Origin of the sequence: Microlunatus parietis (assembly GCF_013407955.1) — a bacterium.
In the GTDB taxonomy this organism is placed as follows: domain Bacteria; phylum Actinomycetota; class Actinomycetes; order Propionibacteriales; family Propionibacteriaceae; genus Microlunatus; species Microlunatus parietis.
In genome coordinates, this window is sequence record NZ_JACCBU010000001.1 from 270,891 (window position 1) to 293,900 (window position 23,010).

The 23,010-nt window shown below is 69.3% G+C and carries 28 protein-coding genes; 21 read left to right on the plus strand and 7 right to left on the minus strand.

The features are described 5' to 3' along the window. Positions 1-7: 7 nt before the first annotated feature. Both BKA15_RS01365 and BKA15_RS01370 read right to left on the minus strand, forming a co-directional pair. Positions 8-877 (minus strand): cytochrome c biogenesis CcdA family protein, encoded by an 870-nt coding sequence (locus BKA15_RS01365; protein WP_102209895.1) that lies wholly within the window; start codon positions 875-877, stop codon positions 8-10. Between the two features lie 6 nt (positions 878-883). Further along, positions 884-1,636, minus strand: coding sequence for a DsbA family protein (locus tag BKA15_RS01370; RefSeq protein WP_102209896.1), 753 nt, complete (start codon positions 1,634-1,636; stop codon positions 884-886). Positions 1,637-1,728: 92 nt separating this feature from the next. Between BKA15_RS01370 and BKA15_RS01375 the strand changes: the two genes are divergently transcribed. Genes BKA15_RS01375 through BKA15_RS36205 form a run of 6 tightly spaced genes read left to right on the plus strand, consistent with a single transcriptional unit; the run spans position 1,729 to position 4,778 of the window. Continuing rightward, positions 1,729-2,319 (plus strand): hypothetical protein, encoded by a 591-nt coding sequence (locus BKA15_RS01375; protein WP_051016936.1) that lies wholly within the window; start codon positions 1,729-1,731, stop codon positions 2,317-2,319. Then, positions 2,316-2,705, plus strand: coding sequence for a BlaI/MecI/CopY family transcriptional regulator (locus BKA15_RS01380; RefSeq protein WP_036542093.1), 390 nt, complete (start codon positions 2,316-2,318; stop codon positions 2,703-2,705). The genes BKA15_RS01375 and BKA15_RS01380 overlap by 4 nt, the downstream gene beginning before the upstream one ends. Next, positions 2,702-3,685 (plus strand): M56 family metallopeptidase, encoded by a 984-nt coding sequence (locus BKA15_RS01385; RefSeq protein WP_102209897.1) that lies wholly within the window; start codon positions 2,702-2,704, stop codon positions 3,683-3,685. Before BKA15_RS01380 ends, BKA15_RS01385 begins: the two co-directional genes overlap by 4 nt. A gap of 32 nt (positions 3,686-3,717) precedes the next feature. Continuing rightward, entirely contained in the window at positions 3,718-4,044 is a 327-nt protein-coding gene (locus BKA15_RS01390; RefSeq protein ID WP_179747791.1) for a hypothetical protein, read from the plus strand. A 30-nt stretch (positions 4,045-4,074) separates the two neighbouring features. Beyond that, positions 4,075-4,431, plus strand: coding sequence for an aspartate/glutamate racemase family protein (locus BKA15_RS36200; RefSeq protein ID WP_218871007.1), 357 nt, complete (start codon positions 4,075-4,077; stop codon positions 4,429-4,431). After that, on the plus strand, positions 4,428-4,778 hold the full coding sequence (locus tag BKA15_RS36205) for an aspartate/glutamate racemase family protein (RefSeq protein ID WP_202976241.1): 351 nt from the start codon (positions 4,428-4,430) through the stop codon (positions 4,776-4,778). The genes BKA15_RS36200 and BKA15_RS36205 overlap by 4 nt, the downstream gene beginning before the upstream one ends. A 39-nt stretch (positions 4,779-4,817) precedes the next feature. Here the strand turns inward: BKA15_RS36205 and BKA15_RS01400 are convergent, their stop codons facing one another. From BKA15_RS01400 to BKA15_RS36210, 5 genes are all read right to left on the minus strand, one after another. Then, positions 4,818-5,351 (minus strand): class I SAM-dependent methyltransferase, encoded by a 534-nt coding sequence (locus BKA15_RS01400; RefSeq protein WP_202976240.1) that lies wholly within the window; start codon positions 5,349-5,351, stop codon positions 4,818-4,820. 117 nt (positions 5,352-5,468) lie between these two features. Continuing rightward, positions 5,469-5,645 (minus strand): DUF8730 family Cys-rich protein, encoded by a 177-nt coding sequence (locus BKA15_RS01405; protein ID WP_164498150.1) that lies wholly within the window; start codon positions 5,643-5,645, stop codon positions 5,469-5,471. Positions 5,646-5,699: 54 nt separating this feature from the next. After that, positions 5,700-5,975, minus strand: a complete 276-nt coding sequence (locus tag BKA15_RS01410) for a metal-sensitive transcriptional regulator (protein ID WP_026529653.1) — start codon at positions 5,973-5,975, stop codon at positions 5,700-5,702. Then, entirely contained in the window at positions 5,962-6,282 is a 321-nt protein-coding gene (locus BKA15_RS01415) for a hypothetical protein (RefSeq protein WP_028850586.1), read from the minus strand. Before BKA15_RS01415 ends, BKA15_RS01410 begins: the two co-directional genes overlap by 14 nt. Continuing rightward, entirely contained in the window at positions 6,275-6,409 is a 135-nt protein-coding gene (locus tag BKA15_RS36210) for a hypothetical protein (protein WP_257996725.1), read from the minus strand. Before BKA15_RS36210 ends, BKA15_RS01415 begins: the two co-directional genes overlap by 8 nt. 299 nt (positions 6,410-6,708) lie before the next feature. Between BKA15_RS36210 and BKA15_RS01420 the strand changes: the two genes are divergently transcribed. The 15 genes from BKA15_RS01420 to BKA15_RS01490 all read left to right on the plus strand — a co-directional run bounded on the left by BKA15_RS01420 (position 6,709) and on the right by BKA15_RS01490 (position 22,845). Then, positions 6,709-7,257, plus strand: coding sequence for a hypothetical protein (locus tag BKA15_RS01420; protein ID WP_179747792.1), 549 nt, complete (start codon positions 6,709-6,711; stop codon positions 7,255-7,257). A gap of 208 nt (positions 7,258-7,465) precedes the next feature. Next, entirely contained in the window at positions 7,466-8,317 is an 852-nt protein-coding gene (locus BKA15_RS01425; protein ID WP_164498149.1) for a helix-turn-helix domain-containing protein, read from the plus strand. A gap of 220 nt (positions 8,318-8,537) precedes the next feature. After that, entirely contained in the window at positions 8,538-9,635 is a 1,098-nt protein-coding gene (locus BKA15_RS01430; RefSeq protein ID WP_102209900.1) for an ArdC-like ssDNA-binding domain-containing protein, read from the plus strand. Further along, positions 9,635-10,549: a bifunctional DNA primase/polymerase gene (locus BKA15_RS01435; RefSeq protein ID WP_026529656.1), complete on the plus strand. Its 915-nt coding sequence runs from the start codon at positions 9,635-9,637 to the stop codon at positions 10,547-10,549. Before BKA15_RS01430 ends, BKA15_RS01435 begins: the two co-directional genes overlap by 1 nt. Next, entirely contained in the window at positions 10,546-11,256 is a 711-nt protein-coding gene (locus tag BKA15_RS01440) for a helix-turn-helix domain-containing protein (RefSeq protein ID WP_036542085.1), read from the plus strand. Before BKA15_RS01435 ends, BKA15_RS01440 begins: the two co-directional genes overlap by 4 nt. Beyond that, positions 11,253-11,657, plus strand: coding sequence for a hypothetical protein (locus tag BKA15_RS01445; RefSeq protein ID WP_026529658.1), 405 nt, complete (start codon positions 11,253-11,255; stop codon positions 11,655-11,657). The genes BKA15_RS01440 and BKA15_RS01445 overlap by 4 nt, the downstream gene beginning before the upstream one ends. Positions 11,658-11,749: 92 nt before the next feature. Beyond that, the gene (locus tag BKA15_RS01450; protein ID WP_026529659.1) at positions 11,750-12,646 is read left to right on the plus strand and encodes a hypothetical protein; all 897 of its coding nucleotides are present in this window, start codon (positions 11,750-11,752) and stop codon (positions 12,644-12,646) included. Continuing rightward, positions 12,643-13,668: a ParB N-terminal domain-containing protein gene (locus BKA15_RS01455; protein WP_026529660.1), complete on the plus strand. Its 1,026-nt coding sequence runs from the start codon at positions 12,643-12,645 to the stop codon at positions 13,666-13,668. The genes BKA15_RS01450 and BKA15_RS01455 overlap by 4 nt, the downstream gene beginning before the upstream one ends. 86 nt (positions 13,669-13,754) lie before the next feature. Beyond that, on the plus strand, positions 13,755-14,399 hold the full coding sequence (locus tag BKA15_RS01460; RefSeq protein ID WP_312878785.1) for a hypothetical protein: 645 nt from the start codon (positions 13,755-13,757) through the stop codon (positions 14,397-14,399). A gap of 76 nt (positions 14,400-14,475) precedes the next feature. After that, positions 14,476-16,044, plus strand: a complete 1,569-nt coding sequence (locus BKA15_RS01465) for a M23 family metallopeptidase (protein ID WP_218871009.1) — start codon at positions 14,476-14,478, stop codon at positions 16,042-16,044. Further along, complete coding sequence (locus BKA15_RS01470; RefSeq protein ID WP_026529667.1) at positions 16,044-16,310, plus strand: DUF6112 family protein; 267 nt, start codon at positions 16,044-16,046, stop codon at positions 16,308-16,310. Before BKA15_RS01465 ends, BKA15_RS01470 begins: the two co-directional genes overlap by 1 nt. A 184-nt stretch (positions 16,311-16,494) precedes the next feature. Then, positions 16,495-17,205, plus strand: coding sequence for a TnsA-like heteromeric transposase endonuclease subunit (locus BKA15_RS01475; RefSeq protein WP_218871010.1), 711 nt, complete (start codon positions 16,495-16,497; stop codon positions 17,203-17,205). Further along, complete coding sequence (locus tag BKA15_RS01480) at positions 17,202-19,277, plus strand: TnsB C-terminal domain-containing protein (protein WP_179747793.1); 2,076 nt, start codon at positions 17,202-17,204, stop codon at positions 19,275-19,277. Before BKA15_RS01475 ends, BKA15_RS01480 begins: the two co-directional genes overlap by 4 nt. Beyond that, positions 19,274-20,425 carry an ATP-binding protein gene (locus tag BKA15_RS01485; protein ID WP_218871011.1) on the plus strand — a complete coding sequence of 384 codons (1,152 nt, stop codon included), beginning with the start codon at positions 19,274-19,276 and terminating at the stop codon, positions 20,423-20,425. The genes BKA15_RS01480 and BKA15_RS01485 overlap by 4 nt, the downstream gene beginning before the upstream one ends. Continuing rightward, positions 20,422-22,845, plus strand: a complete 2,424-nt coding sequence (locus BKA15_RS01490) for a TniQ family protein (RefSeq protein WP_179747794.1) — start codon at positions 20,422-20,424, stop codon at positions 22,843-22,845. The genes BKA15_RS01485 and BKA15_RS01490 overlap by 4 nt, the downstream gene beginning before the upstream one ends. Positions 22,846-23,010: the final 165 nt, after the last annotated feature.

The following is a 23,010-nucleotide window of genomic DNA, read 5'->3' on the forward strand; positions in this document are numbered from 1 at the left end:
CGCGGCGTCATGACTGTTCCGCGCGGTGCTCGCCCGCCTGGGCGTCAGCGCGAGCGTGGGTACGGCGGCGTCTGGCCCAGAGCACGAGCACGATCCCGGCGATGAGGACGACGGCGAGGATGTCCAGGATCGGGTTCGCCAGGATCGCGGTGTTCTCCTGGAGCCAGGCCTGGGCGTCGAGCGGAACCAGTTCGGGAGCCCCGACCAGGCCGTTGGTGGTCCAGAACAGCACCCCGACGCCCACGATCAGCAGCCCGGTGACCACCGAGGTGGTGTGCAGCTCCCGGCCCAGCACGGTGAACGATCGCCCGCGCAGGAACCGGCGTCCACGGGCGCCCAGGCGCTGCCAGAGCGCGGCGATCAGCAGCAGCGGCAGCACCATGCCCGCGCCGTACACGGCGAGCATGACGCCGGCGGCGAGGGTGTCGCCGCGGGCGGCGGCCAGGGTGAGCACGGCGCCCAGGATCGGGCCAGCGCAGAATCCCGCGATGCCGCTGGCAGCGCCCAGCAGCACCGTCTTGACGAGTCCGGTCTTGGACGCCGCTTGCGCGTGCAGGTCTGCCCCGGCCGGTAGCAGCCGGGCAGGGTCGAACCCGAACCCGAGCGCCTGCGCCGCGCCGAGGACGACCAGGACCAGCGAGGCGACGAGCACGATCGCCTGCCGGTGAGTCACGAACAGCGTCCCCAGGGCGCCGGCTCCGACCCCCACGGGGACCAGGACGGTCAGCAGGCCGACGTAGAACACGGCTCCGTGCAGCAGCAGCCGGGGCCCGCTGCCGATCGTGGAGGCGAAGAACGCCGGCATCAGCAGCGCCGCGCACGGGCTCAGCAGCGCGAGCGTGCCGCCGGCGAACGCGGCGAGCAGTCCGATGTCCACGCCGCCTCACTCCGCCGCGTCGAGCGCGCTCTGGAACGCTTCCTGGAACACCTCGGTGGGCTGCGCCCCGACGATCGGCTGTCCGCCCAGGATGAAGATCGGGGTGGAGGTGGCGCCGAGGTCGAACCCGAACTGCTGGTTGGCGGCGATCACCTGCGCCGTCTCCTCCGAGCCCAGGTCGGCGGCGAACTGCTCGGTGTCCAAACCGAGTTCGCCCGCCAAGGCGACGAGGGCTTCCTCGCTCAGCTCGCTCTCGGACCTGCGCTCCCCGTCCTCGAACAGGGCGTCGTGGTACTCCCAGAGCGCCCCCTGGAGGGCGGCGGCGTACGAGGCCCGCGCTGCGCGCTCGGACGCGGGACCGAACACGTTGATGTCGCGCCACTCGATCCGCAGATCCCCGGCGTCGACGTGCTCCATCATCGACGGCAGTGTCTGCTCGCTCCACCGCGCGCAGAACGGGCACTGATAGTCCGAGAACACCACCAGCACCACCGGCGCATCCACGGGCCCGGCCGCGAGCAGGTCCGCCTCGTCCCTGGTCTCGGCCGCAGACAGGTCCGGTTGCTCGGGGTTCTGCACCTCCGTCGGCGCGCCGCTATCCGACGGCGAGCCCCCCTCCTCGGCCGTCGTGCCACTCCAGTTCACCGCCACGATCACGGCGATCAGGACAGCAGCCAGGGTCAACACGGCGACCGGCACGACCCATGACGACCTCGAACGGTTCGACGGTTTCGGGCGGTTCGTGGTCTCGGTGGGCATAGGGATTCTCCTGTCACTGTCGCGGGCACCGACCTCTACTATCTCAGATAGTCGACTATGCGTGGTAGTCGAGTCGTGTCAGAATGGGTTCCATGACCTCTCCCACGACTCGATCCCGCCAGGGCATCGGCGAAAGCTTCCGGTTGGCGGTCCAGGCGCTTCGAGGGTGGACGGGCAGGCAGGTGCTGGCCGCGATCGCTGCCTCGGCGGTTGTCGCGGTGGTGATCGGGGTGGCGACGGTGCTGATCCCCAACCCGCTGTTCGGTCGAGACATCCCGCCGGTGTGGTGGAACTATCCGGTGTGGCTGGTCACCTCGGTGCTGTCGGGCATGCTGGTCGCTACGTATATCCGCCCGTACCGCGCCGCCGCGGACGAGCAGCAGGCGAATGCGGTCAGCGAGGACGGCGCCGCCACCGACGCGGCCGATGAGGCGCAGGCTCGGCGCAGCAGCCGGATGGGAATGGCCGGCGGCATCCTGGCGTGGTTCGCGGTGGGGTGCCCGGTGTGCAACAAGCTGGCGCTGCTGGCGCTGGGGTACTCGGGAGCGATCACCTGGTTCACCCCCGTGCAGCCGTTCCTCGCGCTCGGCGCGCTGATCCTGACCGGCGTCGCACTGGTGTGGCGACTACGCGGGCAGGTCGCTTGCCCGGTCCGCCCCGAGCCGGTGGCGGCTGTGCGATGAAGGCCGCCGATGGGCGCTCCGGCGACCTGCTGCGCCTGGGTGCGTTGGAAGCGCAGGTGATGGACGTGCTGTGGGACCACGGCCCGGCTACCGTGCGCGAAGTGATCGAGCACCTGCCCTCCGACCCCGCCTACACCACCATCGCGACCGTGCTCACCAACCTGGATCGCAAGCGCCTGGTGACCATCACGAGGCAGAACCGGTCCACCCGGTACGGCGCCAAGATCACCAGGCACGAGCACGCCGCGGGGCTGATGGAGCAGGTGCTGGAGGCTAGCCGCGACCGGGCCGCCTCGATCCTGCAGTTCGTGGACTCGATGCCCGAGAACGACCTGGACCTGCTGCGCGACTACCTGGAACGCCGCGACCGGGGAGACATGCCATGACCGCGGGCATCCTCACGATGGCTCTGTGCACCGGACTGGTGGCATTGGCGGTGTTCGGGCCGTGGTTGCTGCGGCACGCTGCCCCCGCCCTGGTGCGCGTCCCGCGCTTGGCGATCGTGGTCGTCGCCGGCGGCATCGGGGTCTGGCTGGTCACGCTGCTGGCGATCGGCCCGGTGCTGGCCTGGGCCGGAGCCGGCCCCGCGCTGCTGCCCGAACGCGCGGCCGAGGTCTGCCAACGGTGCCTCACCGCCGCGAACCCGTTCTCCGCCGACACCACCGAAACCCTGATCCCCGCGGTGCTGCTGCTCGCCCTGCCGGTGGCGCTGGCCCTTGCTCTGGGAGCAGGTCTTGCCCGCCAGATGGTTCGGCGCAGCTCTCGCTCCCGGGACGCCGCCCGCACGCTGCTGCACGGCGCGCGGCGGCAGCTCCTTCACGGGCACGAGGTGGCACTGGTCGACGCCGAGCACCTGTTCGCGCTTACCTTCCCCGACCGTCACGGCGGGATCGTGCTCTCCACCGGCGCGGTGCGCGCGCTGGGGCCGGGCGAGCTGGCCGCCGTGCTGGCCCACGAGCACGCCCACCTGCACCAACGCCACCACCTCATCACCGCGCTAGTGGACAGCATCGCCGCCTACCTACGGTGGGTGCCGCTGATCCGCGCTGTCGCCGACGCGCTGCCGCACTACCTGGAGATCGCCGCGGACGACCAGGCCCGCCGTCACGCAGGAACCCCGGCGCTGGTCAGCGCCCTGGTCAAGCTCGGCGAACGCACCCACCCCGCCATGCCGCAGCACTCCTGCCCTGTCGCCTTGCACGCCGCCGGTCCCGAACGCATCCGCCACCTCGTCCACCCCAGCGCCGGGCTGGCAGGCGCCCTGCCCGCCGTCGCGATCGCCGCATACCTGGTCGGCATGACCGCCCTTGCTGCCCTCGTCCATCTGCCCTACGTCTCGGCCGCCCTCACCGGCTGCACCATCTGACCCTGCCGGAAACCAAGAGAGAACACCAAACAATGAATGAGAACACTCGTGAGGTGATCCTGCACGTGGCCGACGACCCCGCCGACGTGCAACGGGCGCTGGACGCCGCCGCCGGACTCCAAGCCGCCGGCCTGGGAGTGCGGGTGCGGGTGATCGTCAACGGCCCGGCTCTGGCCGGCCTGACCGGCACCGATGCCGTCCAGGTGCCCGAGCACACCGAGGTGGCCGCGTGCAGCGTCGGGCTCGGACGGCGCGGCATCGACCCCGGCGAGTTGCGACCCGAGGTCGGCACGGTCCCCTCCGCGGTCACCGCGATCGTCCATGCGCAACTGGCCGACGCCGCCTACATCCGCATCTGACCGGACCAGAAGGTGGCAGATGGAGCGCCGATGAGGACCATCGGGTTGCTGCACGGGATGAGCAGCGTCGCGATGGTGGACTACTACCGCCGGATCAACGACCGCGTGAACGAGCTGCGTGGCGGGCACGAGCGAGCCGAGCTGGTGCTGTCCTGCGTGAACTTCGGCGTCATCGAACGATGCGTGCGCGCCGAAGCCTGGGATGAGGCCGGACAGTATCTGGCAGGCAAAGCCCGGGGCCTGCAGCGGGCGGGAGCGGACTTCATCGCCTGCGGGAGCAACACGATGCACCGAGTCGCGCCCGTCATCGAGGCGGCGATCACCGTCCCATTCCTGCACATCGCCGATGTGGTCGCGACCACAGCGACCGACATCGCATCGGGGTGACCCGGCTGGGACTGCTCGGCACCGCGCCGACGATGGAACAGGACTTCTACCGGAGAAGACTCGAGCGAGCGGGCTTCACTGTGCTGCCCCCGGAGCCCGTCGACCGGACCACGGTCGATCAGATCATCTTCGACGAGCTGACCAGACACGTGTTCCGGCCTGAGTCTCGGGAGACCTACATCCGGGTCATGACAGACCTCCACGCGGCCGGGGCCGAGGCGATCGTGCTCGGATGCACCGAGATCATCCTCTTGGTCGGCCCCGACGACGTGCCGGGACTGCCGCTGCTTGACTCGACCACGCTGCACGTCGAAGCCATCGTCCAGACCGCGATGTCCCGCGGCTAAGCCGCCCCACAGCGGGTCCGCCGCGCCGGGACGAGCCGGTCACCGGCGCTGGAGGAGAAGTACCCCGTCGGTCAGCTCGGCGGCCTCGCCGGAAGGGGCGGTGGCGTGTCGGGTGTGCGTCTGGATGCTCAGGACGAGCCAGTCGTGCTCGTTGAGGTTCAGCTCCACGAACTGTCGTGCCGGGCTGGGAAAGCTGTGCGCGGGATGATCCGCGGCGTCGACCCAGGGTGGGAGTGCGGCGTGGGAGAGGACCACGAGGTGACCGCCGGCGCGCACCGTGGTGGCTGCGCGTTGCAGGATCGCGATGCGCGGGAGCGGGACAGGCGAGTGCAGGAAGCTGGCGGTCATCAGATCGTAGGGGCCGTCGTCCGGCTCCCACCGTGCCAGGTCGGCAGTGACGAACCGGGTGGCCGCGCTGGCCTGTTGACGCTGAGCCTCGCGGCGTGCGCGGGCGATAGCGGTGGCGGAGATGTCCACGCCGGTGACGAGCCAGCCCTGGGTGGCGAGCCAGATCGCATCGGCGCCCTCCCCGCACCCCAGATCCAGCGCTTTCCCCGGAGCCAAGTGCTGCACAGCGTTGACCAGGCTAGGGTTCGGGGCGGCCCGACCACACGCGCTCGGCGTCCCGGTAGCGGCCCTCCCAGAACTCCTGAGGATTCTGAGAGGGCGAGTCGTGGCGCGTGGCGCCTGTCATCGTCCGAACAGGCGGGCGAAGAACCCGCTCGTCGCGGCTGCCTTCTCCTTCTCCTTGTCGTGTCCGGGGCACCACTGGCCCGCCGGCACGGTGCGCTTGACCTCGGCGATGTGCTGGCCGCAGCCGGCCCAGGTGGTCTTGCCGCAGGTCTTACAGGTCACAGCTCGGCACATGGATTGCTTCTTCCTTCGAGGGCTGTCTGTCGGTTGGTCGTGAGGATCGCTCGTTCAGGCGAGCGTGAGGAACAGCTTCTCCAGCTCCTCGGTGGTGATGTCGTCGGCACGGTTGGTGCCGTCGGGGTCGGCGATGCAGTCCTTCATCGCGGTGGAGATGATCGCGAACCCGGCACGGTCAAGCGCCGAGGAGACCGCCGCGAGCTGGGTCACCACCTCCCGGCACGACCCGCCGCCTTCGACCGCGTCAATGACGGCGTTGAGCTGGCCGCGGGCGCGGCGGAGCCGGTTGAGGATGCGGCGCTGGGCGTCGGGGTCACTCGTGGACATGAGAACTCCTGTTCGGGACGGGGGCGCTCGTCAGGTCGACGTGCTGCCGGGCATCGGGGATGTCGAGTGTGTGCTGCGGCGTCTGAGGCTGCCGACGAGTGGTGAGCCAGCTCGTCGGGCATGTTCCTGTGACCGCCATGACCGCGATGACGGTGGCCATCACGCCGGCGGCTACCGCGATCGCCGGGTCCGTCGACAGCATGGATGCACCGAACGCGCCGACGATCAGGGCGACGGCTCCACGGCTCAGCCGCCCCCATACGCCGGCGCGGCATGCCGGGGCGCAGGTGAGCTGTCGGTCAGACATAGGCGAAACTCCTCTGACTGTCAGGAACGTCGTCGAGTGGGTGGTCGGCCCAAAAGCCCAGGATCGGCACCGAGCTCTCCTCGACCACCCGGGTCGGGTTCTCTCGCCTGATCTCGGTCGCGCCCATGACTCCACTATACCCCCGGGGGTATCGCGATCTCAACCTTGTCATCGCAGCGTCGCGAACGAGGTCTCCGCGACAGAGGCAAGCGGACTCTCCGGACGGTTGTGCAGCGCCCGCCGATCGCTCCTCGCGCAGCCCACTCCTCTCGGACCGCGTGGGCCGCAGAGGTCACGAACCGGGCGGGAGACGGCTACCCCACGGCGGCCGGCGAAGACAGGCTGAACCATACGACTATGCTAGATAGTAACTATCATGGATAGTCGAACATGAGGTTGGTCAACGTGCGGAACGGGGTTCGGAGCATGCGGGAGACAGTCGGACGGAGTAAGCCACCGCCGCGGCGCTGGCATGGGTTCCTCAGCGCGGCGGCGGGGACGGTCCTCGTCCTCGCTGGCGGGGCGCTGCTGGTAGGCCTTCTCGCCGCGCCGGAGCGGGTCGAGTATGTGTACGGGACGGTGAAGACGGCGGTCACGGGAAGCATCCATGCCGCGCGGGAGGACGCGTTCGGAGACCTGCCCACCGTGGACTTGGGCGCCACGGGTGGCGTGCACGAACTAGACGGCTGCGACGGAACGTTCACGGAGATGAGTTCCTACGAGCGGGAGGGCGTTCCGCCGGTATGGGCAGCTCACAACAATTGTCAAGGCGACGTCCTGCTCCCCTGGGAGATAGGCCAACTGGTGCAGGTCGAGGGTAGCGATCAGGTGTATCAAGTGGTTGATATCCGCCACACGCCAAAGACCTGGGCGACCACCGATGACCTACTTGGCCTCGACGGTTCATTCGCCTTGCAGACATGCTTCTACGGCGAGGACCGGATGAAGTTCGTTGGGCTCGAACCGGTCGATTAGTCGCGGGATTGTCGAGACCCGCCCGTCGCGCAGTCCTCAGCGCGGTCCGTCTGGTGCCCGCGAAAGAGGTGGTCAGGAATCCCATCCCAGGAATGCGGTTGATGAGCCCGAATCGGTCGCGGCGTCGAACCAACACGAGTCCTGCAGTCTCCGCGGTTTCGCACCCATCCTCGCCCGGAACCGCATCATCGTCCAGCCGGTCGGGCCGTTGGCCTACGACTGCGTTCAGGTCATCGTCGTTCGCGATGGAAGCGCTATCCTGTTTAGCGAGTTCAAGCAGAAGCTGGTCAAGTTTGGGGACGTGATTCTCCTGGGGGCCAACACACTGCTTGGGGGTGAGCCCGAGGGTCGTGCAACTGTGACGACGGTCTATCTCGACACCGACTACTTGATTGACCAGATTTTCTGGCAACACGTCGGCATATTACGGGACCGCCTCGACGCGCAGTGCTTTGCCGAGACTATGTATGCCGAGCCTGCGCAGGTACTTCATATCGGCGAAGATCGAGCGGGTATGCTGATGCCGCGTCTCGATGAGCTGGTTGCTCTCAGTATCGATGGCCGATTCGCGGAGAACTTCAATCGAATGCAGGCATTGTGGTTCAGCATCGCTCATGTCGTGACTCCCTTTGTCAAGACCTCACCGATCCGTACATCCCCGACGCAGCGCGCGACCGCGATACCCTCCCTACCTCGTGTTCGTCGGTTTGCGCCATTGCGCACAGAAGCGCGCAAGGTCGCTGAACTCTTACGGACGGACCCGGCGCGGCGTTGGTCCGTGTCGGACTTGGCAGATGAAGTACATCTGTCGAAGTCACAGGTCAACCGCATCTTCGTTGAGGCGTACGGGAAGTCACCGATCGCTTACCTGACCATGCAGCGAGCCGAGCGGATGGCGCATCTTCTACGCACGACGTCCCGCTCTGTTGCGGCGATCGCTCAGGAGGTGGGCTGGAGCGATCCTGACTTCGCCGCTCGCCAGTTCCGCCGCGGCGTCGGCCTTACTCCCAGCGACTACCGGACGATGCATCGGGTGACGTCCACGCAAGTGGCCGGGTGAAGGACGCATCTGTCCGGGTGATAGCCGCGGGATCGGTGGCCGCAGGCCCCAGGGCCAGTTCCGATCCGGTAGGCCGGTAGAGACTCGTCGGGTTCGTCGCGGAGCTGACGGTCGCCAGTCTTGTTCCGTCGTCCGTCTTGTCTTCCTGATCCGCCCGGCGTACCTCGCGGTCGCACGGTTGCTCCCACTCGGAGTGGCCCTGGCGGAGGGAGGTCAGGCGATGGCTGCGAACGAGGACAAGCAGGCGGCGCGGCAAGTGACGCTCGATGCGCTGGAAGAACGCATCGTGCGTTCGGTCGAGGAACTGGTGTCGGGCGATGACTGGCGGCGTGCGATCGAGTTCGCCGCGAGGTTCCGGACCCGCTCGTTCAACAACACGCTGTTGATCTGGGCGCAGCATCTCGAAGCCTACGAACAGGGCCGGGTGCCGACACCGACGCCGACCTGGGTTGCCGGGTACAACGACTGGCAGAAGATGGGCCGCTGGCCGGAGAAGGACGGCGGCTATCGGATTCGCGGTCCGGTCAAGGCGAGGTTCGCATCGGCGACCCCGCGCGATCCGGCGTCGTGGCGGCGGCTCGGGAAGTGGGAGAAGCCCCGACCGGGCGAAGTCGTGCGCAGGCGGATCGTCAGCGTCGTCCCGGCCTATGTGTGGGACGTGTCGAGGACGCACGGCGCACCGCTTCCCGAGCTGCCCCGTCCGAGGCTGCTGGAAGGCGAAGCCCCGGCCGGGCTGTGGGAGGGCCTGACCGAGCAGGCGGAGTCGCTGGGGTTCGAGGTGCTGCGGATGCCGCGCGACCGCATCGAACGGGGCGCGAACGGCTGCATCCACTTCGAGACCCGGCAAGTGATGGTCTGCGCGGACATGGACCCGGCCGCGCAGGTCAAGACCCTCGCGCACGAGCTGGCGCACGTCCGGCTGGACGGCCCGAATCAGCGGGACGACGCCCGCGAGCATCGAGGAATCAGCGAGGTACGCGCGGAGTCGGTCGCGTTGATGATCGCCGCCGCACACGGCATGGACACCAGCGACTACACGATCCCGTATGTCGCCGGATGGGCGAGCAACGTGGACGGGAAAGACCCCGTGGCGGTGGTCCGCGCCACGGGCGAGCAGGTGCGCAGCACCGCATTCGACATTCTCGACAAGCTCGACACCACACAGCTCGGGAACGGCAACCCGCTGTCCCTGCGTGTCGATGGCCCGGAGCACACGCCGCAGGCCCAGGAGACGCCAGAGCAGGCCGCGCGCCAGGTCGAGCCGCTGCCGGAGCGGGAGACGCCGGCGGCCTCAGTCGGCTCGGGACGGGGCCTGTGATGGTCACCCCCGCCACGGCTGCCGCCGTGTTCGGTCAGCTCGACGGGGCACCGTTGCCGGTCGCGGCTGGTGAGCTGGCGCGGGCCGGAGTTCCGGTGTTCCCCTGTGCGCCGGCCGGGAAGCGGCCGATCCCGGAGCGCGGATTCCACGAGGCCAGCATCGACCCGAGCCGTGTTGAGGCGTGGTGGCGGGCGCGGCCGGCCGCGAACATCGGCATCCCGACCGGTGCCGTCTCGGGGCTGGTAGTGATCGACGTGGATGTGCACGGCGTCAACGGGTACGCCGCCTACGCGCGGTCAGCCCGGGCCGGGCTGATCCCCGAGCCGCTGGCGGTCGTGCGCACACCCACCGGCGGCCAGCACGCCTACTTTCCAGCCGACCCGAACCAGGCGCAACGGTCCTGGCAGGCAGGGAAGGTCGGCATCGACTGTCGCGGGGACGGCGGCTACATCATCGCCCCGCCCTCGCTGCTACGGCTCGACGGCCTGCGCACGCCGTACCGGGTCGAGCAGCTCGCGGCCGGTGCGGCCTGGCCGATAGATGCGGGCCGGCTGCGAGACTTCCTTGATCCTCGGCCCGCGCCTCGGCCGCGCCTCGGTGGGCCAGTGCGGCGCGAGGATGCGGAGCGGCTGGCGACGTGGCTGGGGCGGCAGGCCACAGACCGCAACCTCAAACTCTTCTGGGCCTCGTGCCGGTTGTCCGAGGGCGGGGTGCCGCTCACGGATGCCCTGGACGCGATGGTGACGGCCGCACAATCCGATTTCGGGGAGCGGGAGATCACCCGCACCGTCTACAGCGCCTATCGCAGCGTCGGCGCCGGAGCCCGCCGGGACCGTCCGGCCGCATCGGCTTCGGGCGAGTTCGCTCGCGGGAACGCGCAGCAGCGGGCGCCCGCCACGCGGGGGCTGTCATGAAGGAGCTACGCGGCCGCCGGTGGGCGGTCATCACCTCGGTCGCCGGGACGGTGTTCATCGCTGCCGGCGCGTTCTGGTTGTCGTTCACGTCCCTGGCCGACCTTGCCCGCCGCTCCGGGATCGGGGCCGGGCAGGCGTGGGCGTGGCCGCTGATCGTCGACGGCGTAATCGTGGTCTCCACGGTGGCCGTCGTTGCCCTCGCCGGTGAGCGAGCGGCGTGGTATCCGTGGGCGTTGCTGGTCGGCGGTGCCGCGGTGTCGGTGACGGCGAACTCGCTGCATGCGGTGGTCGCGGCCGACGCCGACGTGCCCGGACCGCTCGCGGCCGCGGTCGCTGCCGTGCCGCCGGTCGTGCTGCTGGCGATCACGCATCTGACCGTTGTGCTGACCCGCGCCACCGCACGCCCGGCTACTGCGCTCGAGTTGCCGCCGGCGGTCGAGCCGATCACCCCGTTGCCCCAGAGCGAGACGGCATCTCTTGACCCGCCATCTACGGCGGCAGGCGTCACCGCTGCGGACACGGACGGCGGGCCGGATCGTCGGGCGCTGGCGGCAGAGCTGCGAGAGCAGGACTGGTCGAACAAGGCCATCGCCCGGCATTTGGGCGTGCATCCCTCGACGGTGGGTCGCTGGCTGCCTCGTGCTCACCAGTCCGATGAGGCCGACCCGTCCGGGTCGCAGCCCGAGATGGAAGGAGCCCTGCCATGAACGATCAGGACCGGATGCGGGAGCAGCATCGCTCCGAGCCCGAGCCGCCACCCCGTAAGCGGAACGACCTGAACCCAACCGAGGCGACCGAAGCAGCGGGGACGCCGGATGCGGTCAAGGCCGCCGCGTCCCGCACGGCGGCGAAGGAGAAGCTGGCGCGGGTACGGGGCCGGGGCGTGGATTGGGTGCGCCCGACCGACCTGATCGCCCAAGGCGGCGGCCGGCTGTCCCGCCGGGGCATCGACCGGACCGCCGATATGAACCGGCACGTTCGCGCCCCGATCGAGAAGGGCGCCCGCTGGGTCGCCGAGCGAGCCAAGCGTCTGCCGCCTCTGAGCGCCTTCGGCCGTCGCGGCGGCGCCGAGCAGGGACCGCACCGCTCCGGGGTCGGGATGAGGTAGCCGGGTGGTGATGAGTCATGGGCGCTCATTCCGTCAAGGCGAGCCCCGCAGTCGTCTGCGGGTGCACCTCGCCGTCGGGAGGTGCCCAGACCATGACCAACGACACCAGCACCATGAGCGAGACCAGCGGCCGGACGGCTGAGGACTACCGCACCAGCGAGGGCCTGCGTGCCCTGCTGAAACGGCTGCACGCCGCCGGCCAGCGCGCCTGGGAGCACGACCCGGTAGCGGCAGAGCTGATGGCGTTCGCGGCCGAGAAGTACGCGGCGCTGGCGCACAAGCACCGGCTCGATCCGTGGGAGGCCGCGTCGGCGGCGTTCGACGTGATGCGCACCAAGGCCGCCCGCACCGCCGATGACCCGTGGGCGGTCATCACGCACGCGGTACGGATCACCTGCATCGCCGAGGAACGCGGCCAAGGGCTGCTGTGCTCGACCCACCAGGCACGCCGGCCCCGCTACTCGATCTTCCACGACCCCGAACGGCTCTCCGACCGCGAGAACGTCCTGAGCGACTACCATCCCGCGTTCCAGATCAAGGACGCCCACGACCGCGACAACACCCCGGAGCAGGCACCGGCCGAGCCGGCGGCAACCACCGCGGCGTCGGCGGTCGAGGACGCGATCACGCTGCTGATGCTGCTGGACTGGCCCGAGGGCACGGCACGCCCGGCGGTAGAACACGTCTGCGTGGCGCTGACGCGCGTCGGGAACCGGCACACCGCCTACGAGACACTGCGACGCGACAAGCACGCCCGAGCCCTGATCGACCTTCCTGGCCGGTCCTGGGCGGTGCTGCTGCGCGCCCTGCTCGGCTGCCCGGACCCGGCGCTCGCGGCGACCGGCGCGGGACGCGGCATCCTGCTGCGGCTGCTGATCGGCGAGACCCTGCCGGTGCTGCTGCGCGATGACGACCTCGTGCTCACCCTCTCCCTGGCCGCACCGGGCATCAGCAAGCCGGGCGCGAGAAAGGCGCGAGGTGCGGGATGAGCGCACCGGCCGGACACATCGAGCTGGAGCGGGCGGTTGACTCCATCACTGTCGGCCGCCGGCACCGCACGGACCTGGGCGACATCGACGCGCTCGCGGCGTCGATCGACCGGGACGGTCTGTTGCAGCCGCCGACGATCACCCCGGACGGGGTGCTGGTGTGCGGGGCGCGCCGGATGGCCGCGATCAAGAAGCTCGGCTGGCGCCGCGTCAGCGTGTGGGTGCGCTCCGGTATCTCGGACCGGCTGGGGCATCTGCTGGCCGAGCAGGACGACAACCAGCTCCACAAGCCGCTCACCGCGATCGAGGCCGCCGCCTTGTACCGGGAGATCAAGGAACTCATGGCCGAGGACGCCGCACGCCGCAAGGCCAAGACCCAGTTCCACGAGGGCCACGAGCCCGGAAAGCATGGTCCCGCCGATTCGGCGGGACCATCGGACTCGCACCAGCTCGGAGACGCTCGGACACAGGCGGCGCGGATGGTGACCGGCTCGGCGTCCTACAGTCGGCTGGAACAGATCGGCTACCTGCAACACCTGGCCGACGATCCGAGCACCCCGGAGACGATCCGCGTCCAGGCGCGGGACGGGCTGACGCAGATCGAGGCCGGTGCGGCGGTCAACCCGATCTTCCAGCGCCTCCGCGACAGCCAAGCCAAGGCCGACAGCGAGCGGGACCAACGGTTGCACGAGCTGGCCGACGAAGCCCTGGCCCGCGTCCACGCCGCCAAGACCAGCAAGGCCAGCAAGGTCAGCAAGCCGGCCACGCCGAAGCGTCGCCCCGTCGTTGAGGACGAGGAACCGACGCGGTACCCGCTGCGGGCGTTCGTACTGACCTGGGGCGACCTGGAAGCGTGGTGGACCCACTACGACGTGGACGAGCTGGCCGTCGAGCTCACCGACGAGCAGGCCGAGGCGTTCTTCGCCACCGTCGAGGGCACCACCGAGTTCGCCGACCGGCTCCGCACCGCCCGCACAACCGTCGCTGAGTCGGCGGGCCGGCCGCTGCTGCGCGCCCTCTGATGCACCGGTAGGGCCAGTCACCGGCGGGCTCACCTCTGGGCATGAAGACGAATCTCGCTTCCTGGTCCCGTGGCCGACTCATCGCGGTGATCGCCGCCGGCCTCGTGCTGCTGCTCCTGATCGGCGTCGGCGTGTATGGGCTCATCACCGGCCCACGACAGCCCACCGATCGCGCGCCCGATCCGGCTCCGACCATCACCGCTCCGGGTGAGTCCGAGCCCGGCAAACCGGGGCCGCCGCGGGTGATCCCCTCGCACGACCCGGATGAGTTCGCCCGCAATGTCGCTGAGGCGCTGTTCGCCTGGGACACCGGCTCCGGGCTGATGCCGCTGGATTACTCCGCCGCGATCTTGGAGGTCGGGGACCCCTCCGGCCATGAGCAGGCGGGCCTCGCCGCCGACATCGCGTCCTATCTGCCGTCGCGGGAGGCGTGGATCGAGCTGCGCAAGTACGCCACCACCCAGCATCTCACCATCGAGTCCTCGTTCGTGCCCCAAGCATGGGACACCGCGGTTGAGCAGGCCCAGTCCGGCCAGCTCCCGCGTGGTGCGACCGCGATCACGATCGAAGGAACCCGGCACCGCGAGGGCGTCTGGAACGGCGAACCCGTCACCAGCGAGCACCCCGTGGCCTTCACCGTGTTTCTGGCCTGCCCGCCCCCGGCGCCGGAGTTCCGCACCGGCCCGTGTCACGTGCTGCGCCTGTCGCAGCTCGACAACCCGCTGCGATGACAGAAGGCACGCCGTGGTCAAGAAGCTCCTCATCCTCGGACTCGCCTTCGTCCTGTTCGGCCCTGCCTGTGTCCTGATGGCGATCGGCGTGCTGATGAACCCCGCCGCCGCGAACTGCGCCGTCCCCGGCGGCAGCGTCACCGTGGGCAACGTCCCCGATTCGTTGACCGTCACCACGCAAGACGGCACCACGTTCACGCTGAACAAGACCCAGCTCACGCACGCGGCCACGATCATCACTGTCGGCGGCGGCATCGAGGGCGTCGGCCGGCCCGGCATCAAGATCGCGCTGATGGCCGCGCTCACCGAGAGCACCCTGCGCCAGCTCGCCAACACCAGTGCCTACCCCGAGTCCGCGAACTACCCCAACGACGGCAACGGCGGCGACCACGACTCCCTCGGCCTGTTCCAGATGCGCCCGCAATCCGGGTGGGGAACCGTCGCGGAGCTGATGGACACGAACTATCAGGCCCGCGCGTTCTACGGCGGACCCGATGGACCTAACTATCCCTCGCCGCGGGGCCTGCTGGACATCCCCGGCTGGGCGCAGATGGACCCCGGCGAGGCCGCGCAAGCCGTCGAGGTCAGTGCCTACCCTGACCGCTACCGCAACTACGAGCCGGTCGCCGAACGCATCCTCGACGCTCTCACCGGCGCGACGGGTGCGGCTGGCCCGGCCACCGCCTCGGTGGTGGCCGGTCCGGTCGCGGAGTCCTCGCGGGTCGTGTTCCCGCTCCCCGAGGGAACTTGGGTGCTCACCAGCGAGTTCGGGCCGCGTATCCATCCGATCACCGGGGAACCGTCGTTCCACACCGGCACCGACTTCGCCGCACCGGACGGCACGCCGATCCTCGCCGCCGCAGACGGGACCGTGACCGTGGCCGAGTTCTCCGGCGGCTACGGCGGACTCATTGTCATCGAGCACCAGATCGACGGGCAGACCGTGGCGACCGCCTACGCGCATATGTGGCAGTCCGGCATCCTCGTCGCGGCCGGAGATCGTGTGACCGCGGGCCAGCACATCGGCGATGTCGGCAGCTCCGGGAACAGCACGGGGCCACACCTGCATTTCGAGGTCCGGCCCGGCGGCACGAGCGGCGAGGCCGTCGACGCGGCCAAGTGGCTTAACGACCACAACGCGGTCGACCTGCCCGAAGCCACGGTCGGCAGCCCGAACGAGTGCAGTTCCGGTGGAGCGCCGGGCGATCCCGCCCCGCTGGACGGCGACCCCGACCAGAAGGTCGATGACCCCACCAGCGACGGGCAGATCACCGCGCGGATGGCGCACGTCATGGCCCAAGCCCGTGCCGCGTTCCCCGACAGCTCCTGGGCCTGCTACTCGCCCCGGCCCGGCACAACGTCAGAGCACCCGCTGGGCCGGGCGTGTGACATCACGTTCGGGAACCCGATCGGGACGCACCCGACGCCCGCGCAGCTCGAGGACGGGTGGCGGGTGACGAACTGGATGAAGGACCACGCCGAGTCGCTGGGCGTGGAGTACCTGATCTGGCAGGGCCAAATCTGGTCCCTGGCCCGCGACGCCGAAGGCTGGCGCCCCTACAACGGCGGCGGGATGCACGACCCCGGCGACGTGACCGGCGGCCATTACGACCACCTGCACGTCACCGTCAGGGCCGGTTCGTGATGGAAGTGTTCCCCGACTTCGACGGGCTCGGAGGCATCGGTGATCTGAAACAGGTCATCGGCGCCCTGCTGATGTTCGTGCTCATCGTCGCGGTGCTCATGGTCATCGTCTCGGCGATCTGCTGGGCGCTGGGCGCCTCGCACGGCAACCACTCGCTTGCCTCCAAGGGCCGGGTCGGGGTGCTCGTCGGCGTCGGCGCCGCCGCGCTCGCCGGCGCGGGGGTGGCGTGGGTGAACTGGCTCATCGCCCTCGGCCAACAGCTCTGATCCTCCGTCGCCAGTGTAGGGATGCATTGAAGTTGGCCCTTTGGCCACCCTATTTGGCCCCGAGTTGGCCCTTGGCCGCTTTGTTGGCCCCTGCCTGGCGTGGGGCGCGAGGATCGGCGGTCTGGTTCCGTAGCGTTGCCAGCAATGGTTCCCTGCGAGCGGGAGCGCTGCGGAGGGAACAGCGATGGGCACGTACTCGGTCAGCTTCAAGGACGCCGCCGGTGAGGAGTCGACCACCGATCTCGCGCTCGTGCCGCCGCGGATACTCGTGGCGGGTTCGCCGTGGCGGACGTTCCGTTGGCGGCACGGGCAGCCGCACTACTCGGGCTGGTACTGGTCATCGACCGTCGGCGCTCACGTCGTGTACGAAAGCCGATTGGAGCTGGCTCGGCTGCTGCTGGCTGATTTCGATCCCGAGATCGTAGCGATTGCTGCGCAGCCGTTCTGCGTGACCGCGGAGGTCGATGGGGTGCGGCGTCGGCATGTGCCCGATTTCTTGCTGCTGCACGCGGATGAGTCGGTGACGGTGGTGAACGTGAAGCCCGCCGATCAGCTGGATCGGCCGAAAATCGCCGAGGCGCTGGAATGGGCCGAAGAGGTCTTCACCAGTTGCGGCTGGCGGCACGAGGTCTGGTCGGGGATTGACCCGACGCGGCTCTCGAACGTCCGGTTCCTGGCCGCCTACCGGCATCCCAACCGGGTGGATCAGGCCACGGTGACCCGGCTTGCCGAGCGGTCTCGCGGATCGGCGTCGCTCGGCCAGATCGAAGCGGAGTGGCCCGATGCGGCGGAGGATGTGCGGGCCGCCGCGCTGCACTTGGTGTGGCGGGGCGTGTTCCGCGCTGACCTGGATGCGCCGTTGTCGGCGGCCACAGTGCTGGAGCATGCCGCATGAGCGCGCGGACCGCGGTCGTCGGCGTGGGTACGCGGCTGAGCTGGGATGGCGACTGGTTCACGGTGATGGGCGTGGAGGCGGAGCGGCTGCGGTTGCGCGGGGCCCGCGGTCAGATGGTCACTGTCCATACCGCCTCGTTGCTGGCCGACCCGTCTGTCGCGATCGTCGGCGCTGAGTCCGATCCTGCTCCCGCGTTGGGGCCGGTGCTGGAGAACTTGACCGAGGCGCAAGAAGCGCAGCTGACTGATCGACTGGCGCACATTCACGAAGTTCTCACCGGGTATCGCTCCGGCGACGCCGAGGACGCGGCACTGGGCGAACCACGACCCGAGTACGACCCGGCGCGGCCGCTCATGCAGCGGTATGAGACGAAAGCTGCGGAGATGGGCGTCGGGCTCAGATCAGTGAAGCGCTGGGTGAGCGCGTTTCGTGAGCTCGGGCCAGCGGGTCTGCTCGACCAGCGGGCCGCGAAGACGGCCGATCCGCTGGCCGGGGTGGATGAGCGGTGGCTGGAGATGTGTCGGACGGTTCTTGCCGAGCACACCGACGCGGCCCGGCCGACGCAGACACTGGTGCTGCAACGCATCTCGCAGCGTCTGGCCGCCGAGCACGGCGAGGGGGTCGTGCCCGAACCGTCACAGCGTCGAGCTCGGACCGTCCTGGGCGAGCTCACCCGCGGAAGCAACGCGTTCACCGGCAGCACCAAAGGCAAGCGCTCGATCGCGGCCAGGCCGGAGGGCGCATACGGGAGATTGCGGGCGACGCGGCCGGGCGAGTATCTGCTGCTGGATACGACGACGCTGGACGTGTTCGCGATGGAGCCGATCACGCTGAAATGGGTGCGCTGCGAGCTGACGATCGCGATGGACTTGTACTCGCGGTCGATCACAGGGCTCAGGCTCTCGCCGATGTCGACGAAGTCGGTCGATGCGGCGCTGGTGCTGTTCGAGTCGCTGCGCCCGGACACCCGGCTCACGACGTCGGGCGGGCTGCTGCCGTATGCGGGCCTGCCGGATCAGGTCATCGTCGCAGGCGAGGAGCGTCAGACCGGGTTGGCGGGGGTGGCTGCGGAGACGATCGTGGTCGATCACGGCAAGATCTACCTGTCGAACCATCTGCTGAGCGTGTGCTCCCGGCTGGGCATCTCGGTTCAGCCCGCCCGCCCGCTCACCCCGACCGATAAGGCTGCGGTCGAGCGGTTCTTCCGCACCGTCCGCGAGCAGCTGCTGGAAGCGCTGCCGGGCTACACCGGCCCGGACGTGCACAGCCGCGGCAAAGACCCCGCCGGGTGCGCCTACTTCTTCATCGATGAGCTGGAGTCGATCATCCGCGAATGGGTCGGGAGCATCTATCACCACCGCCCGCACGCTGGGCTCGCCGATGCGCAGGTGCCGGGGCTGGAGCTGTCGCCGGCGGAGATGTTCGCCCACGGGATGACCCGCACGGGCCGGCTGCGGGTGCCGGCCAGCCCGGACCTGGTGTTCGACTTCCTGCCGGTGGCGTGGCGGACGATCCAGCACTACGGGATCGAGCTGAACGGCCTGCGCTACAACGGCCCGGCGTTGACCCGGTATCGGAACCGGACGAGCAACTTCGCGGGTGCTCACGCGGGCAAGTGGCCGGTGCGCTACGACACCGACGACATCTCCAAGGTCTACTTCCAAGACCCCGCCGACCAGTCCTGGCACGCTTTGGAGTGGGAGCACGCCACCGCCGTTGCCGCACCGTTCTCGGCCGAGGCGCTGGCCTACGCCCGGCAACTCGCGCTGACCGAGGATCGCCATGTCGATGACCGGCGGGCACTGTCCGGGCTGCTGGATCGCTGGGATGCGGGCCTGACCCGGCACCCCGCCGAACGCCGGATGGCCGTCCGCGCCAGCGAGCAACGCCAGGCACGCCTCACCGGAACCACACCCACAGCGGAGGTCGCCGCACCTGCGGTGCTGCACGCGGTCGAGAAACCTCCCGAGCCTGACGATGCAGCCTGGGCTGCCAGTGATGATGACACCGAGGACGAGCTCGACGTCGGCGACGAGGAGTTCTACGCCGAGGCGTTTGAGGTGATCTCGTGAGCATCCCGGCGACGACGGCGGAGCTGGCCGACGAGGAGCGTGACTGGGATCTGTCGACCAAGGCAGGCTGGTTCCAGATGGCCCAGGCCCCGCCGCGCACACGGCCACCAGCGCACACAATCGCCGAGATCGAGGCGATGCCCGCACCCGAACGACTGCGCTACAACCACTTGCGGGCGGGCTGGCATGCGAACCTCGGCCCGATCCGCACCCCAGCACTCGGGGCAGTGCTCGATGAGCTGGACGAGATCGTCGGGGCGAACATGCAGGACGGCGAGAAAGTGAAACCCGCCGCCGTCCTCGACGCGCTGCCAGGGCTCGGCAAGAGCACCGCAGCGGTCGCGTTCGCCCGCGGATTCCACCGCGACCAGATCGACCTCTACGGCCCCACAGTCGGGGCCGGCGACGGGGCATGGCAGCGGGTTCCGGTCGTCCATCTCGGACTCACCTCGCACACGACGATGCGAAGCCTGAACTCGATGCTCTGCCGCTTCTACGGGCTGCCAGGCTCCGACCGCGGCACCGCCCAGTCGCTGGCGCACCGGGCCGCAGAATGCGTCGCGGCCTGCAAGACCCGCCTGATCGTCGTCGATGACGTCCACTTCCTCGACATGAACCGGCGCGACGGCCGCGAGGTCGCCAACCACTTCAAATGGCTCGCCAACACATTCCCCGTGACGTTCGTGTTCGTCGGCGTCGGGCTGCACGCCCGCGGCCTGCTCGATGAGGGATTCACCGGAGCCGACGCCGCCTTGTCACAGACCGCGAGACGTTGGACGGTGGTGAACCTGGAACCGTTCGAGACGCGCACCAAGGCGGGACGGGCGACCTGGCGGCAACTGATACTCGCGATCGAACGCGACCTCGTGCTCGCCCACACCCGCCGGGGCACGCTCGCCGAACTGTCGGACTACCTGTTCGCCCGCTCGTCCGGGCACTTCGCGTCGCTGATGTCGCTGATCGGGCGCGGCTGCTACCGCGCGATCAAGACCGGCACCGAGGCGCTCAGCGTCGATCTCCTCGACGGAGTGCGCATCGACCAGGCCGCAGAGACCGCCCGCGCCGGGATCACTGCGGCGCTCGACACGCGCCCGCCTGCCCCGCTCGACCCGACTACGAAGCGCACCAGGCGGCAGCGGGCGGCATGACCCAGGCCGGGCGGCTACCGTTCACACTCGCGCCGCTGCCTGGCGAATCGTTCGAGGTATGGCTGGTCACCTACGCGACCAGGCTGCGAGTCAGCATTCGGACGATGCTCACCGCGCTCGATCTGCCCGCCCCGTCCCAGGGAAGCTGGGGCAGACCAGAGGCCACCGGGGAGGCCGTCGATCAGATCTGCGCAGCGACCGGGCTGAACGCCGTCGCCGTTGCCGTTGCCGACATGCTCCGCCCCTCGCTGCGGGTGCCTCCTATCGCGATGCTCCGAGTGTGGTCGCCGCGGTCGACCAGCCGATTCTGCCCGTCCTGCCTCGCGGACTCCGGCGGCGAATGGTCTGCGGACTGGCGGCTCAGGTTGCAGTTCTTCTGCCTTCGCCACCACTGCCTCCTGGTCGAACACTGCTCACGCTGCGAGGCTCCGCAGAAAGGGTCGATCGCGGGACCCAGTTTCTGGCCCGGTGGCCCATCGGATCGCGTTGCCTCCACCGAGCGGAACCGGCTGCTCTGCGCCTGCGGCCAAGACCTATCCGGCATCGAACCGCCAGCGTGTCTCGACGTGGCTGCTGCGGCAGACGCGCAACGGCTCATCGACCGGCTGCTGACCGAGGTCCGGAATCCCTCCGGGAGCAAGAACTCCCGCCAGGAGGCGATGTCGGAACTGATCGATCTCACCCTGATCGCCGTTCACCTGGCATCGAAGAACCGGCAGTCCTACAGCGTGCAGCCATCGATCGCGATGCTGCGAGCCGACCGGCTCACCGCTGCCGCTGGCCTCCTGCTCAATGGCGAGGATGCCCAGCCCGACCCGCTGCTCCGGGTCGTCGAGGACGCCGATGTCGGCAGGAGACCCAAAGCGATCCCGCACTCCTGGCGCATCGCCAGCCCGCAGCTGCGCACACGAATCGCACGAGGTCGCGCCCTGGCCGGTCTTCTCAGCCCAGTCGATCGAGTTCGCTACGGCACGAGCCTGACGACGATGAGACTGCTCCCGCCGCACCAGCCCAGCAACACAGACCCGGCGATCAAACGAGCCGCGAGGCTGCCCGACCAACTCTGGCCGGCCTGGGCGATACGTCTCTGCGATGAGGAAACGGAAGCCGCCTACTTCCGCACCACGATGCTGGCCGCGCTGCTGCTACCGCACAGCGCACTCCCACTCAAAGGCCACATCCTGCCGCTGGTCGGCGCGGACCTCAAACCGAACACCGTCATGTATTACCTCGGGCGTCTGCTGGACAGGCCCTCCGGCAAGACGACGCTGGGCATGCTCGCCGAACTCGCGTTCGCTATCGACGACCACGACATCCCGATCGACTACGCCAGGCGACGCCAACTCGCCGCGACCACGAAACTGATCGATGCCCGCGCCTGGAACCGGATCTCTCGCGGCTTCCCCGGCGGCCCCGCCAAGACCCTCGACAACGCGCGCCGCTACCTCTACGAACTCATCACCGGCGGAAGCCTCCTCAGCGCCCCGCGCCCATACCAATACTTCTCCGGCACTGCCCGCGCAGATCGCTACCACGCCTTCGCCGACTTCATGTCCGCCGGCGTCGCCGACGCCCTCCACCAGCACGCCAGGCAACTCCTCGACTCGGCGGGCATCACCGGCGAACCCCTCACCTGGGAGCCGCCAACCGACTGGGTGAGCGCGAGCCGATGGCCCGGCGCCGAGCCAGAGCACACCGATCCGGCCCTCGTTCACCGAGCGATCCTGGATCGACACCAGTCGATCCCGACCATCGCTGCCGAGCTTGGCATCTCACTCCAGCACGTCCGCACGGTCCTGCGCGCCCACCCGCTGCCCCGGCCAGGACGGTCCCGCCCCAATCTCTCCCATCGCATCCTCCCTGCACCCACAGGCTCATCCATCCAGCATGCTGCTGCAGAAGCAGGCGTGTTCTACGTCAACCCGTCATGGCTTCACGAGGAATACGCCACCTGGCATCGTGGCATCGCCGACATCGCGCGCGAAGTCGGCTGCACGCGAGAAACCCTCATGACGTTCGCGTGGGTGCACGGCATCCCGACCCACACCGGCCGCAGCCTCAACTACACCGTGAACCGAGAAGCCCTCGGTGATCGCCACCCCTCGGAGATCCCCGAGCCGCTGCGCCGGGCTCTCTATGGACTCGGCGCACGCTCCCGACTGGAACGCTTCATCGCCATCGTCGACCAGCGCAGTCTCAGCCAGGCCGCACACCTCACCGGAAGCTCAACCGGCACCATCAGCAGACAACTCCGACTGCTCGAAGAGTTCGTCGGCGGGCGGCTGTTCCACCGCACCCCGGCGCAGCCCCTTACCTCTCTCACGCCGCTGGGCGAGCAGCTCGCACGCCAAGCACGCGAACACCTCGGGATCGAACCCATCGGGCAGCCCGGCGCGTCACCGAGCTCCGTCGGCCGCTGAAGAAAGGGCCAACTACGGCGCACGCGCCACCCCGACGCAGCTACCAAGCGCAGGCAGTGACCGGCGGATTCTCGGGGCCAACAAGGGCCAAGTAGACGGACGCAGGGGCCAACTCCACCGACTTCCTACAGCCAGCAGGCCCGCTCTCTGCGTTGGGAGCGGGCC